At 66.7% G+C, this 14,333-nt stretch carries 15 protein-coding genes; 5 read left to right on the top strand and 10 right to left on the bottom strand.

What is annotated here, in order from left to right; all coding sequences use genetic code 11:
• Positions 1–28: 28 nt before the first annotated feature.
• The 3 genes from tssC to HWY37_RS03285 are packed head-to-tail and all read right to left on the bottom strand — an operon-like array spanning position 29 to position 2,737.
• Positions 29–1,522 carry a type VI secretion system contractile sheath large subunit gene (gene tssC, locus HWY37_RS03295; RefSeq protein WP_175209889.1) on the bottom strand — a complete coding sequence of 498 codons (1,494 nt, stop codon included), beginning with the start codon at positions 1,520–1,522 and terminating at the stop codon, positions 29–31.
• A complete protein-coding gene (tssB, locus tag HWY37_RS03290; protein ID WP_175209891.1) occupies positions 1,515–2,039 on the bottom strand; it encodes a type VI secretion system contractile sheath small subunit in 525 nt (174 codons plus the stop codon). Before tssB ends, tssC begins: the two co-directional genes overlap by 8 nt.
• A 44-nt stretch (positions 2,040–2,083) precedes the next feature.
• Positions 2,084–2,737, bottom strand: a complete 654-nt coding sequence (locus tag HWY37_RS03285; RefSeq protein WP_246302167.1) for a hypothetical protein — start codon at positions 2,735–2,737, stop codon at positions 2,084–2,086.
• A 258-nt stretch (positions 2,738–2,995) separates the two neighbouring features.
• Here HWY37_RS03285 and tssJ point away from each other — a divergent pair, with 258 nt between their 5' ends.
• The 5 genes from tssJ to HWY37_RS03260 are packed head-to-tail and all read left to right on the top strand — an operon-like array spanning position 2,996 to position 11,540.
• A complete protein-coding gene (tssJ, locus tag HWY37_RS03280; RefSeq protein WP_246302166.1) occupies positions 2,996–3,613 on the top strand; it encodes a type VI secretion system lipoprotein TssJ in 618 nt (205 codons plus the stop codon).
• Between the two features lie 58 nt (positions 3,614–3,671).
• A complete protein-coding gene (tssK, locus tag HWY37_RS03275; protein ID WP_175211765.1) occupies positions 3,672–5,018 on the top strand; it encodes a type VI secretion system baseplate subunit TssK in 1,347 nt (448 codons plus the stop codon).
• Between the two features lie 9 nt (positions 5,019–5,027).
• Positions 5,028–5,807: a type IVB secretion system protein IcmH/DotU gene (gene icmH, locus HWY37_RS03270; protein WP_175211763.1), complete on the top strand. Its 780-nt coding sequence runs from the start codon at positions 5,028–5,030 to the stop codon at positions 5,805–5,807.
• Between the two features lie 26 nt (positions 5,808–5,833).
• Positions 5,834–10,927 (top strand): type VI secretion system Vgr family protein, encoded by a 5,094-nt coding sequence (locus HWY37_RS03265; protein ID WP_176087851.1) that lies wholly within the window; start codon positions 5,834–5,836, stop codon positions 10,925–10,927.
• Positions 10,908–11,540, top strand: coding sequence for a hypothetical protein (locus HWY37_RS03260; protein ID WP_175211717.1), 633 nt, complete (start codon positions 10,908–10,910; stop codon positions 11,538–11,540). Before HWY37_RS03265 ends, HWY37_RS03260 begins: the two co-directional genes overlap by 20 nt.
• 23 nt (positions 11,541–11,563) lie before the next feature.
• On the opposite strand, the gene HWY37_RS03255 is transcribed toward HWY37_RS03260, so the two are convergent.
• From HWY37_RS03255 to HWY37_RS03225, 7 genes are all read right to left on the bottom strand, one after another.
• Positions 11,564–11,932 carry a hypothetical protein gene (locus tag HWY37_RS03255; RefSeq protein WP_176087850.1) on the bottom strand — a complete coding sequence of 123 codons (369 nt, stop codon included), beginning with the start codon at positions 11,930–11,932 and terminating at the stop codon, positions 11,564–11,566.
• A gap of 19 nt (positions 11,933–11,951) precedes the next feature.
• A complete protein-coding gene (locus tag HWY37_RS03250) occupies positions 11,952–12,314 on the bottom strand; it encodes a hypothetical protein (protein ID WP_176087849.1) in 363 nt (120 codons plus the stop codon).
• Between the two features lie 9 nt (positions 12,315–12,323).
• Positions 12,324–12,692: a hypothetical protein gene (locus HWY37_RS03245; protein ID WP_175211722.1), complete on the bottom strand. Its 369-nt coding sequence runs from the start codon at positions 12,690–12,692 to the stop codon at positions 12,324–12,326.
• Positions 12,685–13,038, bottom strand: coding sequence for a hypothetical protein (locus HWY37_RS03240; RefSeq protein WP_175211724.1), 354 nt, complete (start codon positions 13,036–13,038; stop codon positions 12,685–12,687). The genes HWY37_RS03245 and HWY37_RS03240 overlap by 8 nt, the downstream gene beginning before the upstream one ends.
• Positions 13,039–13,153: 115 nt before the next feature.
• A complete protein-coding gene (locus HWY37_RS03235; protein ID WP_175211726.1) occupies positions 13,154–13,510 on the bottom strand; it encodes a hypothetical protein in 357 nt (118 codons plus the stop codon).
• Positions 13,503–13,856 (bottom strand): hypothetical protein, encoded by a 354-nt coding sequence (locus HWY37_RS03230; RefSeq protein WP_175211728.1) that lies wholly within the window; start codon positions 13,854–13,856, stop codon positions 13,503–13,505. Before HWY37_RS03230 ends, HWY37_RS03235 begins: the two co-directional genes overlap by 8 nt.
• A gap of 141 nt (positions 13,857–13,997) precedes the next feature.
• The gene (locus HWY37_RS03225; protein WP_175211730.1) at positions 13,998–14,330 is read right to left on the bottom strand and encodes a hypothetical protein; all 333 of its coding nucleotides are present in this window, start codon (positions 14,328–14,330) and stop codon (positions 13,998–14,000) included.
• Positions 14,331–14,333: the final 3 nt, after the last annotated feature.

The following is a 14,333-nucleotide window of genomic DNA, read 5'->3' as shown; positions in this document are numbered from 1 at the left end:
AGTTAAAAATCGTCGAATCCGACGGTGGTCACGACTTCTGTGCCTGAGCGGGGAGTTCCGCAACCAGGCGCAACGAAATCGAAAGCTCATCGAGCTGAAAGTGAGGCCGCAAAAACGCCACGGCCCGGAACACGCCGGGACGCCCCGGCACTTCGGCAACCTGCACCGATGCCTCCCGCAAGGGGAACTGCGCCTTCTGCTCCTGGTTCGCGTTGTCGTCCAGCAGCACGTACTGCGAGACCCAGCGGTTCAGGAAGCTCTCGACAGATTGCGCGGAGGCAAAGCTGCCGATCTTGTCGCGCATCATGGCCTTCAGGTAATGGGCCACGCGCGAGACCGAGAAGATGTACTGCAATTGCGCCGACAGCACCGCGTTGGCGTTGGCGCTGTCGGTGTTGTATTTCTTGGCCTTCTGCACCGACTGCGCGCCGAAGAACGCGGCGTAGTCCGAGTTCTTGCAATGCACCAGCGGAATCAGGCCCAGATCGCTCAGTTCCTTTTCGCGCCGGTCGGTAATGGCGATTTCGGTCGGGCACTTCAGCGCGATCTCGCCGTCGTCGGTCTTGAAGGTGTGGGTCGGCAGGTTCTCCACCAGGCCGCCGCCTTCCACGCCGCGGATCGCCGCGCACCAGCCGAAGTCGGCGAAGGCGGCGGTCAGGCGCGCGCCGAAAGCCCACGCGGCGTTGCACCAGAGGTACTTGGCGTGATCGGTGCCGTCCACTTCCTCGACGAAGTTGAAGCCTTCCACCGAAGTGCCTTCCTTCGGGTCGTAGGGCAGGCGGCCCAGGAAGCGCGGCATGGTCAGGCCCACGTAGCGCGAATCTTCCGAATCGCGGAAGCTGCGCCACTTGGTGTATTCCACGGTGTCGAACACCTTGGCGAGGTCGCGCGGACGGCCCAGGTCGGCAAAGCTGTCCAGGCCCAGCAGCTCGGGCGAGGCCGAGGCGATGAACGGCGCGTGCGAGGCCGCGGCCACGTGCGACATCTGCTCGATGAAGTACATGTCCTCGGGCTGGCGCGTGATCTCGAAGTTGCCCAGCAGCGCGCCGAAGGGCGATCCGCCAAAGGTGCCGAACTCTTCTTCGTAGACCTTCTTGAACATCAGGCTCTGGTCGAAGTCGATGGCGGTCTGGAAGTCGCGCACCAGGTCGCGCTTGGTGACGTTGAGCACCTTGATCTTCAGCATCGGGCCGGTGTTGCTCTCCTGGCACAGGTAATGCAGGCCGCGCCAGGTGCTTTCCAGCTTCTGGAATTCGGCGCCATGCATCACTTCGCTCAGCTGGGCCGAGATCAGGCGGTCCAGTTCGGCCACGCGGGCGTCCAGCATCGCGGACAGGTTGTCCGAGACGACGACGGTGCCCTTCATGACTTCGCGGGCCAGCTCGCCGATGAGATCCTTGGCGCGGTCGTGCTCGGCCGTGGACTTGGCCACGCGGCTTTGCTCGACGATCTGGTCCAGCAGACCCGAGTCGGCTTCGGCGGCGGGCGCGGATGCGTTTTGCGCGGCGGCGGAATTACTCATTGCTGCCTCCCTTGCCGTTCTTGCCGGCTTCGCTGGTCAATTGCTGCAGTTTTTCCGTGCTGCTGAGCACCTCGCCCAGCAGGTCTTCCAGCTTGTCGTTGCCGGCCAGCTTGTTGCGCAGGTCGGCCAACTTGGTGCGGATTTCCAGCAGCTCCTTGAGCGGCTCGATCTGCTGCACCACGGCCTCGGGACGGAAGTCCTCGACCGAGCGGAACTTCAGGTCCACGCCGAAGGTACCGCCCTCGTCGGTCAGGCGGTTCTTCACGCGGTAGGCGGCGCGCGGCTCCAGGCCACGCATCACGTCGTCGAAGTTGTCCACGTCGATATTGACGAACTTGCGGTCCTTCAGGCGCGGCAGATCGGCTTCCGACTGCGCGCTGAAGTCGCCGACCACACCCACGACAAAAGGAAGCTCCTTCTGCTCGATCGCGTCGCCCTTCTCGACGTCATAGGTCAGCTGCACGCGCGGCGGACGTACTTTCTGGAGTCTTTTCTGAACGCTTTCTTTCTTAGCCATGGGGGCTCCAAGCGAAGTGCATAGTGACGGGGCCGAGGGCCCGATCAGGGTTTGAGGAGATTGCCGAAAGGATCCGGCGCGCGGCCGCCCGATGCGGCGGCGGATCCCGCGGAGGCTGCGCCCTGCGCCGCGGTAGCGGGCGCAGTGGACGATGCGGGGGGAGTCGTCGTGGCAGGCGTCGCGGACGATGCCGCCGGGTTTGCCGCCGGGTTTGCCGTGACGGGTGCTGCGGTGGCCGCGCCCGACGCCGCCGCGCCCGCGGCAGGCTTGGCCTGCTGCCCGGCGGCTGCGCCCTGCGCATCGTTGCGCCGCGGCTGACGCGGACGCGGCGGCTTGTAACCCTCGGGGAACAGCACATCCTGCCCCAGGGTTTCGCGCATGGCGGCGGCCAGCGCCACCGCATCGCTACGGGCGTTGCCCGCCAGCAGCGCGTTGGCGCGCAGGTCGGCCAGCGACTGCATCGCCACGCGCAGGCCGCCCACGGCGCGCACGGTCTTGGCGGTGAAGTCCTCCGGATCGCGGTTCAGGGCTTCGTCGGCCGCGACGATGGCTTCGCCGTACTTCTGCTCGTCGAAGCGGATCTTCGCGATGTACGACCATGGCTCTCCGCGCGCCGGATTGAGCAGGGCGATTTCCTGGAATTCAGCGACGGCCTGGTCGTTGCCCTTGGTAGCCAAGGTCTCCGACGCATGGGTCATGGACTGCTTGTATTGAGCGTCCGTCTGAGGCTTGGGGGACGTGGCGCAACCCGCGAGGAAGGCCAGCATTCCGCTGATGAGGAGAACCCGGGATATGTGCATTTTTTGGGTGTGTAGGAGGGTGTAACCAAGGGCGCGTATTTCACCAACCATTTGTTAGCACAGCACTACAGTGCATTTCTTCATGTAACTCACAACGAAACTTCGTTCATCGTGACGCGATCTGTTTGTTGTCGCAGCCTTCCGGTATAAAGAGCCATGTCAAAACATCTCTATTTTTCTCGGTGCATGGCAGCTGCGGCCGTCATCGCGGCAAGCCCCGTTATCAGCGGTTGCGCAGCGGTTTCAGCGATCGGAGCAGTGGCGGGAATGACCGGCGGCGTGATGGATATGACGGGTCTTAAAAAAGACCCGAATGCGCCCGTCGATGTGAAATTGGCGATACACGCCGGAGAAAATTTGAATGCGAGTAGCGGCCAGCCGATGGCCGTCGTTACGAAAATATACTATTTGAAGAATGCCGAGGCATTTCAGCGCGCACCGCTCACGCAATTGGTTGATACTGACGGCGAAAAGTCGGCGTTGGGCGACAGCCTCATCACATCGCGCGAAGTCACTCTGACGCCGGGACAGCGTTACGAGCACCTGGAAAAGGTGCCCAAGGACGCTACCTATATCGCTGTCGCGGGCTTGTTCTACGCGCCCGCGCCGCAGCGCTGGAAATATGTATTCGAAGTGAAACCCGCCGAGGACAGCGGCATCGTCATGGGCGCGCATGCCTGCGCAATGACCGTGGTCACCGGAAAAATAGTATTGCCGCCAGGCGTGCCCAATTTCGATCCGGCCCGCCTCGGTTCAGTGCAATGCCCGAGCTGAACGCGCCTTGCCGTGATGAAAACGCCCTGTCCATATCAATAAGAAAGAGCCTGCCAACGTGAGTCATTCAGCGAAGATATTGTGGGGAGAGGGGCTGTTCCTGCGGCCCCAGCATTTTCAGCGCCAGGACGCCTACCATGAGGCCCGCCTCGCGGAAATGAGCCGCGCGCTGCATCCTTATTCATGGGGCCTGCGCGCGGCGCGCTTCGACGCGGCCGCGCTGGCCAATGGCATGCTGCGCGCCACCGAGCTGTCCGCGATCTTCCCCGACGGCGAAATCTACAGCGCGCCCCACAACGACGACCTGCCGCCCGCCGTGGCGCTGGACGGCCTGGACGGCGCCAGCACGGCGGTGTTCTACCTGGCGCTGCATCCGATGAAGGACATCGGCGGCAACTACCGCGACACGCGCGAGACGCAAGGCTTCGATGCCCGCTATGCGCACCAGGACAGCCCCGCGCCGGATCTCTATACCAATGCCAGCACGGCCGAACTCGCGTTCCTGCGCAAGAACGTGCGCCTGCTCTCGGAGCACGAGCCGCGCGATGCGCTGCTGACCATTCCGGTCGCGCGCGTGCGCCGCACCGCCAGCGCCGGCTACGAGCTGGACACCAGTTTCATCGCCCCCAGCATCACGGTGCAGGCCTGCAGCGCGCTCTTCGAGCAGCTGCGCCGCCTGCTCGACGCGCTGCAAGCCAAGGTCAATGCGCTCTATGGCTTCCACCGCGAGCCGAACAAGAACATCATCGAGTTCCGCTCGGGCGACGTGGCCTCCTTCTGGCTGCTGCACACCTGCAACGAGGCCTACTCGGCGCTGTCGCACCTGTTCCATAACCCGCAGCTGCATCCCGAACGCCTGTTCCAGGAGATGCTGCGGCTGGCCGGCGCGCTCATGACCTTCTCCAAGGTCCACACGCTGGCGGACCTGCCGGCCTACCAGCACGATGCGCCCGGCGCCGCGTTCGCGCAGTTGGACGAGATCCTGCGCGACCTGCTCGACACCGTCATCTCCACGCGCTACTTCTCCATTCTTTTGGAAGAGCTGCGCCCCTCGTTCCACGTCGGCCGCCTGGACTCCGGCAAGCTCGACGAAACCACCGCGCTGTACCTGTCGGTGTCCGCCGCCACGCCGGCCAGCGAACTGGCCGAGACCGTGCCGCTGCGCTTCAAGGTGGGCGCGCCCGACGACGTGGAAAAACTGGTGCTTTCGGCCATGCCCGGCGTGCAGCTGGTCTACACGCCGCAAGTGCCGCCCGCCGTGCCCGTCAAGCCGGGCGCGTGCTACTTCACCCTGCAGACGCGCGGCTCGCTGTACGACCGCATGCTGCAGGCGCGCAGCATCGCCATCTATGCCCCCTCGGGCATCCCCGAACTGAAACTGGACCTCATCGCCGTCACCCGCTAGAGCCTGCCCATGACCGCCGACGCGCCTTCCCTGATGCCGGGAGCCTCGCTCCCTCCCCGAGCCGCCGACTTTTACGGTTCGCGCCCCGCGAAATCCCTGCTGGACTTGCTGTACGACGGCTTCCTGATGCTGTTCCTGCTGAAGAGCGGCCAGGAGCCTGTCGACGCCGCCTCGTTCTCGGCGCGCGTGCAGCAGTTCCTGGCCGACTTCGAGCGCAGCGCCAAGAAGATGGATATCCCCGCGGAAGACGTGTACGCCACCAAGTACGCCTTTTGCGCCGCGGTGGACGAGACCGTGCTGAACTCCGGCTTTGCGATCCGCGACGCCTGGATGCTGCAGCCGCTGCAGCTGACCTTGTTCGGCGAGCAGCTTGCTGGCGAGAACTTCTTTGCGCGCCTGGAAGACCTGCGCGCGCAAGGCGCGCCGCGCCTGCAATCGCTGGAAGTGTTCTACATGTGCCTGCTGCTGGGCTTCCAGGGCAAGTACATGATCGAAGGCCAGGAAAAGCTCGGCTATCTGACCGCCAGGCTGGGCGACGAGATCACGCTGCTGCGCGGCAAGCGCTCGGGCTTCGCGCCGCACTGGCCCCTGCCCGACAAGATCGCGCACACCCTCAAGCGCGACGTGCCGCTGTGGAGCATCGGCGCGCTGTTCGCGCTGCTGGGGCTGCTGGCCTACCTGGGCATGAGCCACTTCCTGAACCGCGACATGCAGACCGCCATGGCTCCGTACCATGACATCGTCAAGATCGGACCGCGCGCCGCGCACCTGACCATCTCGCTCCCCTGAAGGCCGCAGGCCGACCGCCCAGCACCATGACCGACCGTTCCCTCGCGCCCGCCGGCTTCAGCAGCCTGGATGCCGCCGCCCTTTCCCAGAACGCCCGCCTGCTGCAATTGCGCACACCGCTGGGCGAGGAACTCGCCGCAGAGCGCATGAGCCTGCGGGAAGGCGTGTCAGAGCTGTTTACCCTGACGCTGGACTGCCTGGCCTCCTCGGCCGAGTTGGACGTCCAATCCCTGCTGGGCCGCGAGATCAGCGTCAGCCTGCTGCTGGCCGACGGCGGCAGGCGCCAATGGCATGCGGTGGTGGAAGGCGTGGACGCGCTGGGCGCGGACGGCGGCCTGGCGCGCTACAGGCTGCACGCCGCCCCCTGGCTGGCAGCGCTGGGCCTGCGCCGCGACAGCTTCCTGTACCAAGACAAGTCAGTCACCGACATCCTCGCCGAGATCTTCGCGGACTACCCGCAGGCGGCCTATTCGTTCGACATCGCCGAACCGCCCGCGCCGCGTCCGCTGCGCACCCAGTACCGCGAAACCGATCTGGCCTTCGTGCTGCGCCTGATGGCCGAAGCCGGCCTCAGCTTCCGCTTCGACCATCAACAGGGCGAACAGCAGGACGATGCCTCCGGCGGCGCGCGGCACCGGCTGGTGGTATTCGACACGCACGCGGCGCGGCCGGCCTGCCCCGATGCGACGCTGCGCTTTCACCGCAGCGACGCCACCGAGACCGAAGACAGTGTCACCCGCTTCGGCGCCACGCGCGCGGTACGGCCCAACGCCGTCACGCGCCTGGCCTGGGACGAGCGCAAGCTGCTGGCGCATGCGGCGCATGCCCAGTCCGACGTCAAGGCGGGCGCCCTGCCGGTGCTGGAAGACTACGACTACGACGGCCACGGCCGTTACGCGGACGGCGACGCCGCGGAAAGCGCGGCCGCGCGCAGCCTGCTGGCCCACGAGGCGCGCATGGTGCGCTTCGACGGCGGCGGCACCGCCCGCCAGATGATGCCCGGACACGATTTCACGCTGACGCAGCACAGCCGCTATGCAGCGGGCTCGGGCCAGGCCATCGATGAGATGGGCGGCAACCGCTACACGCTGCTGCGCGTCGAGCACGAGGCCGCCAATAACCTTGGCAGCCAGGCGGCCCAGGTGCTGGGAGCGCCGGAGCTGGAGCACGGCACCTACCGCAACGATTTCAGCGCCCTGCCCGCGGCCGCGCCGCTGATGCCCGACTGGCGCGCCAAGCCCACCGCCCCGGAAGGCCTGGCGGCCGTGGTGGTGTCCGCCCAGGACGCGCCCATCTCGTCGGGCCGGGACCTGCGCATCAAGGTGCAATTCCCCTGGCAGCGCGGCGCGCAGCCGCTGCAAGGCGGCCTGGCGCACCGCAGCCATGGCGACGACGCCGGCAATGCGCCGGGCGACGACAGTTCCGGCACCTGGCTGCGCGTGGCCGGCGCCCAGGCAGGCCCCAACTGGGGCGCGCACCATCTGCCGCGCAAGGGCACCGAGATCCTGGTCGAGTTCCTGGACGGCGACATCGACCAGCCCGTGGCCTCGGCGCAGCTCTACAACGACTCTGACCTGCCGCCCTGGTCTGCCGGCGAGGACGCCGGGGCCAATCATCCCGGCACGCTCAGCGGCTGGCACAGCAAGGGCCTGGACGACCAGGGCCACAGCCAATGGCTGTTCGACGACACGACCCGCCAGATGCGCACGCGCCTGTCCAGTTCCATAGGCGCCACGCAGTTGGGCCTGGGCTATCTGGTGGACCAGGCCCCCGAAGAATCCAGCCGCGGCGCATGGCGCGGCACCGGCTTCGAGCTGCGCTCGGACGCCTGGACCGTGGTGCGCTCGGGGCAAGGCATGCTGCTGTCCGCCAGCGCGCGCGAGGACGCCCGCTCCACCCAGGCCGACGTGGAGGATGCGCTGAAGCGGCTGCGCGGCGCGCAGCATGCGGCGCAGCGCCTTGATGCCGCCGGCACGCGGCGCCAGGCGCGCGCGCTCGCGGCCACCAGCCAATACGACGCGTTGACCCGCGCCATCGACCCCAAGGAGGATGGCCGCTATCCGGGCAGCGTGGGCGGCCAGCAGGCAGTCAAGGCCAGCGGCGGCGAACGCGGCGGCACGGAAGCGGTGGAGCGCATAGCCGGCGCGCGCATGCTGATCGACGCGCCCTCGTCGCTGAATTTCGCCACGCCTGCCTCCGCCATCCTGCACGCCAGCGAAAACCTGCACGTCACGGCGCAGGCGGACGGCCACGTCGCTGCGCGCCAGACCTTCGCCAGCGCCTCGGGGCGCTCGACCAGCCTGTTCGTGCAGGACGGCGGCATCCGCGCCGTCGCCGCCGAATCGCCGGTGTCGATCCATGCGCACACCGACATGCTGGAGATGCTTGCGGGCCAGGACGTCACCGTCACCTCCACGACCGACAGCATCGAGATCCTGGCGAACAAGACCATCACCCTGCAGGCGGCGGGCGCCAGCATCGTCCTGGACGGCGGCGACATCCTGTTCAAGGGTCCCGGCATGTTCTCGGTCAAGGGCGCGTCGCACAGCCTGATCGGACCGGCCAGCGACGCCGCCACGCTGCCCGCCCTGCCCTCCACCCAGGTCGGCGACCCGATGATGGTGACGGCCGAACTGGTGCACCGGCCCAAGGCCAAGCTGCAGGCGCAAGCCGCTTCCGGCCAGGCATTGAACGCCGCCGGCGCATCCGGCGCGGCCAGCGCCGCTGCTTCCACGGCGCCCGCAGCCGCCACGGCTGCCGGATCGCAGGGCTCCATGCTCGGCAACGCCGGCGCCGCGCTGGCAAGCGGCGCAAGCGCCATATCCAAGGGCCTGTCCACCGCCGCCGAGGGCGCGTCCAGCATGCTGGACAAGGCCAAGGCCATGGCAGGCGACGCCCTCAAGCCCGTGCAGGAACTGGGCGCGATGGCCGGCAAGACCATGCAGGCCGCGGGCCAGGCGGGCGCGGGGCTGATGTCCGGCGCCACGGCGTCCTTGCCAAGCATGGCGACGCCTTCGCTGATGGACGGCGGCCTCTCCACCATGAACCTGGCACAGGCTCCCACCGACGCGCTGGCAGGCGCGGTATCCATGCCTCAGGCGCTGACGGACACGGCGGGAGCCATCTCCAAGGCCAGCGGCGCGGCGTCGCAGGCATCGGCCCTGGCCACGCCCGCCGCCGGATCCGCTACGGGCGCCTCCGCCTCGGGCATGCTGTCCGGCGCCTCCGGCGCCGCTGCGGCAGCGGGCAGCGCCACGGCGGCATCGGCCCTGGCCGGAGCCTCCAGCCTCACAGCCGCCGGCAGCGGCGGCGTGGGCGCGGCCATCGGCCCGGTCATGACCCAGGCCATGGGCGCCATGGGCGGCCGCCCCGCGGCGCTGAGCACGGCGGTGAACTCGCTGCTGACCATGCCGGACGTCAACCAGAGCAATCTGCCGGCCGTGGCGGGCGCCATCCTCAGCACGCCGGGGCTGACCGAATCCGCGGTTCCGTCGGTGGTCGGCGCGATCCTGCAATCGCCCACGATCTCCAGCGTCACGCTGCCCAAGGTGGCGGAGACGATCATGAGTATTCCCGCCGTGGCGAACTCGCCCTACCCGGCCATGGCCAAACGGGTGATGGAAGCCGCAGGGATCGGCCTGCCCGGCGCCGTCGCCAGGCCCGCTGGCGCGCCCGGCGCGGAGGGTGCTGGCGCACCCGCCGCGGGCGGCGCGCCGGACGCCGGCGCGTCCACGCCGTCCGCCTACCGGTCCAGAAGCGGCGCCAAGCTCCAGTACGTCAACCTGCAGGAAGAGGACGAGGTCTGGAACGACGGCCAGGCGCTGGACAGCCTGGACCGCCAGACCAACAAGCCCAGGATCCGCGTGCGCTTCAACAAGGCCGGCCAGCACCGCTTCACCGTCAAGGTCAGCCCGCGCGCGGGCAATGCCGTGTACTCCGCGCGCGAACAGAGCCGCCAGCCGCTGTACCGTGAGCCCACCCCGCGTTCCTACAGCTACGTGACCGACGCCGACGGCACCAAGGTGGTCAACAACATCACCCTGCCGGCCGCCGGCCTGAACACCTATACCTTCGAGGTGATCGACGACAAGAACCAGACCATCGCCACGGAACAGGTCGAGACCGCAAGACGCCTGTATCTGCAGGAGATCATGCTGCCCGGGCCCGAGACCCTGGCGCGCCGCCACGGCTTCCAGCCGACCGCGACGGAGTATGCGCGGCACGGCGTGGACATCGTGCAATTGCCGCCGGTCAGCGCGCGCGGCGACGCCAACTCGGACGTGTTCACGGACGACGGCTATGAGCGCCTGCGCCGGCTGGCCGCCTCCGTCTACCCCAGCTCGCAGGGCCCGGACCGCGAGCCCTATACCCTCGTCGTCTGCCACCTGGACCGGCTGGCCTCGATGCTGCCCGTCCAGCCCATCTACGTGCAGGCCTCAGCCGGTCCCGGCGCAGCCGACAAGCAGGTGCAGTTCGTCAACGCCGATGGCACCCTCAGCTTCCTGTGGCATCACATCGAGCCCGGCGTGGACTGGTACGTCGACGGCCAGTTCGAGTACACCGACCCCGCGGCCGGCATCAGGCATGTGCCCATACCCAAGGACCGCATGACCCCGGTGCCCTACGATCCGGCGAAACCCAAGGCCTGCGATGCCCTGAACATCCGCATGGCCGGCCTGGTTCCCGTCACGACCGCAGGCAAGATCATCCTGAAGGTCCGCTTGATGGAAAGCTCCGCGGGCGGCGTGGCCTTCCCCGGCACCAACCTTCTGGGCGTGGCGGCGATGGACCCCTGGGAACCCAACACGCTGGATTACCAGCAGCAGACGCTGGTGCACGAGATCGGTCACCTGATCGGCATGGTGCCCAGCGGCCCGGAATGGGCGCGGGCCCACCCGGACGAGGCCGACATGGACTCGTCCAAGCTCGACAAGGGTCAGTACTTCTATTCCCAGTTCGGCAACCACTGCCACTTCGGCCTGCCCGCCAGCGAGGCCGATCCCAGCCACGTCGGCTCCTGCGTCATGTTCGGCGGCGACTGCGTCAGCATCCGCTTCTGCGCTGGCTGCGCCCAGGCGGTGCGCAAAACGGATATGTCCAATGGCTGGCCCTCGTTCTGACGCGCGGCGCCGGCTGGCGCCCGCGCTCGCCCTGCTGCTTGCCGCGGCGCTGGCCTTCGCCGCGCCGCACGCGGCCACGGCCCAGGCCGCGCGCCCCAACCCTCATACCCAGAAGACCACAATGAACACCGACTGGATCGATCCGCCCTCGTTCGCCACCGCCCCCATCGGCACGGTGAACGACCACGCCTGCATCCCGCCCAACCACGGCAGCGACGACCAGCTCAACATCGCCGCACCCGCGCGCGTACGTCCGCAAGACTCCGGCGCGCTGGTCATTCCGGTGTGCGCGCAGGGCATCATCCCCGTCTCGCAGAACCAGAAGCTGCCCCGCTTCGTCGCGGTCAACACCCAGACCAAGGCGGTCTACGAAGGCGTCGCCTACGAGTACAAGCCGCGCAAGCGCCCAGGCGTGGAAGTCGACGTGATTCCGAGCTCGCGTCCGCCCAAGGGCATCCCCATCAACCCGGGCACCAGCGTGGGCACGCAGTTCAGCACCGACCTGGCGGCGCAGGTGCAGCTGCCCAAGGATCCGGCGGTCTACGAGGTGTATATCGAGTCCAATGGCGTGCGCTCGAACACCGTCAAGATCGAGGTGCAGGCGGCGAAGTAACGCCGCTGACCGCGGCGCCAGCCTCAGCCGCCAGGTTGGCGGCGCCGGCGGATCGCGTCCTGCACGCGATTGCGGATCGAGCCGCCCCAGATCCAGCCCGCAAGGGCCAGCGCCAGCATCGCGACCATGAACTCCACCCGATACTGTTGCGGCACGGGATTGAGGTAGGACAAGGTCGGGAAAGGCTCCACCGACAGGAGCTCGGTCGCGGCAAGCGCGCTGAAGAACATCGCCACGACCAGCCCCGTAAAACGCGGACGCCGGCCGCGCGTCTCCTTGTCGCCCGTGACGAACCAGATGAGCCGGGCCAGCTGTATCGCCGCCGCGGCGAACGGCACCCAGATGGCCAGGACCAGGGCGCCCAACGCAAGAATATCGAAGATCGAAATCATGCGCCCCTGCCGGCGGCGGTTAAGAGGTTCCGGACCGGAGCATGCCCAGCGCGCGATCCCGGATGGAGCGCCCGTAGGCCCAGCACCAGACCGCCAGCGCCAGCATGGCGACCGTGAAATAGGCCCTGCCCTCCAGCGGCACCGGATTCAGCGCCGAAATCGTCGCGAAGGGTTCATAGCCCACGAAATCGCTGGCAGCCAGCGAACTGAAGATCAGCGCCAGGACCGGCCCCGTGAAATGCGGCCGCTCGCCGCGCGTGGCGCGGTCGGCCCAGAAGGACCAATGGATGTAGCGGCTGAGCTGGACCACCACCGCGAACAGCGGAATGACGACGGCCAGCAGCAGGACGAAAAGGGCGACGAGGACTTGAGGCGAAAGCATGGCGGGATTTTAGCCGCTGCGGGAAACGGCGCCGCGCCCGATACGCGCGCGCACCGCCAGCCCGAACACCGCCATGCAGATCGACAGCGATAGCAAGCGCAAGGCCTCGAGCGCCTTGTCGAAATAGGCCGGCTTATCGAACTGGACGGCGACGGCATAGCCGAAGATGGCGTACGCAATGCAGGCCAGCAGGAATACAGCCATCAGCGCGATCATGGCGTCGCGCACGGCGCGCCAGGCTCTGGGCGACAGTCCCGGAAGATTGGACTCCACGCACAGCAGGAGCCCTGCGCCCCACAAGAGCGGAACTTTCTGGAAAATCCCCCAGGCCAGCAATTCGCCGGACTGCAGGAAGTTGGCGGGATAGACCTCATTCATGGCCGCGCTCCCGCTTCGCCATTCTCCGATGGACCAGCAGCACAACCAGGGCGGTCAGAAGAGACGGGCTCATGTACGGCATCAGCCCGAGCAGCGGAAACTCGTAGCCGCTGTCATGGTTGGTCGCCAGCCAATAGAACATGCCCAGCAGGACCAGCGCAAAAATCCAGACGGCCAGCATTCCTGCCGATATCCCGCGTCTGAAGGACGGCGTCCCCAGCCGGCCAAAATGCTGGGGCCAGCGGCAGATGATCAGCGCCAGGATGCCGGCTGCCGGCACCAGGTAGGCCGTCGACTGGGCCATCAGCATGCCGGACTCGGCAATCGTGGCAAGGACTTCGCGCAAATTCTTCTCCCGGGGCAAGAACCTACGCTCTCAACGCAACCTGTGCCGCAGCAGCAGGCCGATCAGCGACAGGATCAGCGATAGCCCCCAGATAGTAGGGCAATCCGAGCGGAAATCATGCGTTCTGTCTGGATCGACGATAAATCCACAGCGCAACTCCTGCCGATGCCAACGCGATCGACACCCACATCGTGGACAAGGTGCGTAGAGTCAGGTTCGTAAACCCGTGATCGTCGAAATAAACAGCCACGGCCAAGCCGTATATTGCGTAGACAATTACGTACACCAGAAATAGCGCCATCAGCGCCACGATCACATTGCGCAAGAGACGCCAGGTCGTCGAGCGCAGCAAGGGCAAGTCGGACTCGATACACAACAGCAAGCCGATGGCCCATGCCACCGGCAGCAACGATATCGTTTCCGTGGCGAAGGCCTCTCCCGCCTTTAGCAGCGTAAGCGGAACGTCAATCATCTTCTCCGCTCCTGGCGCGAGTCTTGTATCGGAGGATTAATCCAATCAAAGACAGAATCAGCGATGGCGCCATATAGGCAATCAAAGCGATCAGGACAAAACCATGTTCCCGGGAATAGTTCTGCGAAACATAGAAGAGCAGCCCCCCTCCCACGACCGCCAACAACCATACAGCCGCCATGACAATCGCGAAACCCGTACGCGAGGCCGACGATCCCAACACACCGAAGCGACGCGGCCAGACGTGAACCGCAATCCCCACCGCGCAGACCAGAGGGAGCACGTACACCAGCGCGTACGCGGTCTGAAACGCCATGTCGGCAGCCCAGATCAAGAATTCACGCACGACTTATCTCCCAGGGCGTCAACTGGCAGCACCAATTGCCCCGCTGCGAGCAAGCGCCTCATCATGTGGTCTGTGCTTCTGTCTTGTTTTAGCGCAGCAAGGCCAGCACGCAAGCCCTTCTCCTTGGCCATTCCCCTGAGCTCAGGGCGACTTGTACCGCAGCACCAGGCAGATCACCGACAGAATCAGCGACGGCCCCATGTAGATGGCGAAGGGAATGAAACCGAAGCCGTACGACCGGTCGTAGTTCTGCGAAACGTAGTAGAGCAGAAAAAAGCCCACGGCCGCGAACAGCCAGACGCCCCACATGACCGCGACCAGGCTCGTACGCGCCGCCGACGTGCCCAACGCCGCGAAGCGGCCCGGCCAGACATGGACCGCGATTGCCAGCAGGCAGACCAGAGGCAGCACATACGCCAGGATCCGCCCCATCTGAAACACCAGCTCGGTGGACCCGATCATCAATTCGCGCACAAC

Origin of the sequence: Achromobacter anxifer (assembly GCF_903652925.1) — a bacterium.
Taxonomy (GTDB): domain Bacteria; phylum Pseudomonadota; class Gammaproteobacteria; order Burkholderiales; family Burkholderiaceae_B; genus Achromobacter; species Achromobacter anxifer.
Note: the sequence above shows the minus strand (reverse complement) of the source record. Positions and strands in the feature narration are given on the sequence as shown.

What these genes read in the sequence shown, in the direction of transcription:
- tssC (WP_175209889.1), bottom strand. Translation starts at nt 1,522, where the DNA reads ATGAGTAATTCCGCCGCCGCGCAAAACGCATCCGCGCCCGCCGCCGAA.
- tssB (WP_175209891.1), bottom strand. Translation starts at nt 2,039, where the DNA reads ATGGCTAAGAAAGAAAGCGTTCAGAAAAGACTCCAGAAAGTACGTCCG.
- HWY37_RS03285 (WP_246302167.1), bottom strand. Translation starts at nt 2,737, where the DNA reads ATGACCCATGCGTCGGAGACCTTGGCTACCAAGGGCAACGACCAGGCC.
- tssJ (WP_246302166.1), top strand. Translation starts at nt 2,996, where the DNA reads ATGTCAAAACATCTCTATTTTTCTCGGTGCATGGCAGCTGCGGCCGTC.
- icmH (WP_175211763.1), top strand. Translation starts at nt 5,028, where the DNA reads ATGACCGCCGACGCGCCTTCCCTGATGCCGGGAGCCTCGCTCCCTCCC.
- HWY37_RS03265 (WP_176087851.1), top strand. Translation starts at nt 5,834, where the DNA reads ATGACCGACCGTTCCCTCGCGCCCGCCGGCTTCAGCAGCCTGGATGCC.
- HWY37_RS03260 (WP_175211717.1), top strand. Translation starts at nt 10,908, where the DNA reads ATGGCTGGCCCTCGTTCTGACGCGCGGCGCCGGCTGGCGCCCGCGCTC.
- HWY37_RS03255 (WP_176087850.1), bottom strand. Translation starts at nt 11,932, where the DNA reads ATGATTTCGATCTTCGATATTCTTGCGTTGGGCGCCCTGGTCCTGGCC.
- HWY37_RS03250 (WP_176087849.1), bottom strand. Translation starts at nt 12,314, where the DNA reads ATGCTTTCGCCTCAAGTCCTCGTCGCCCTTTTCGTCCTGCTGCTGGCC.
- HWY37_RS03245 (WP_175211722.1), bottom strand. Translation starts at nt 12,692, where the DNA reads ATGAATGAGGTCTATCCCGCCAACTTCCTGCAGTCCGGCGAATTGCTG.
- HWY37_RS03235 (WP_175211726.1), bottom strand. Translation starts at nt 13,510, where the DNA reads ATGATTGACGTTCCGCTTACGCTGCTAAAGGCGGGAGAGGCCTTCGCC.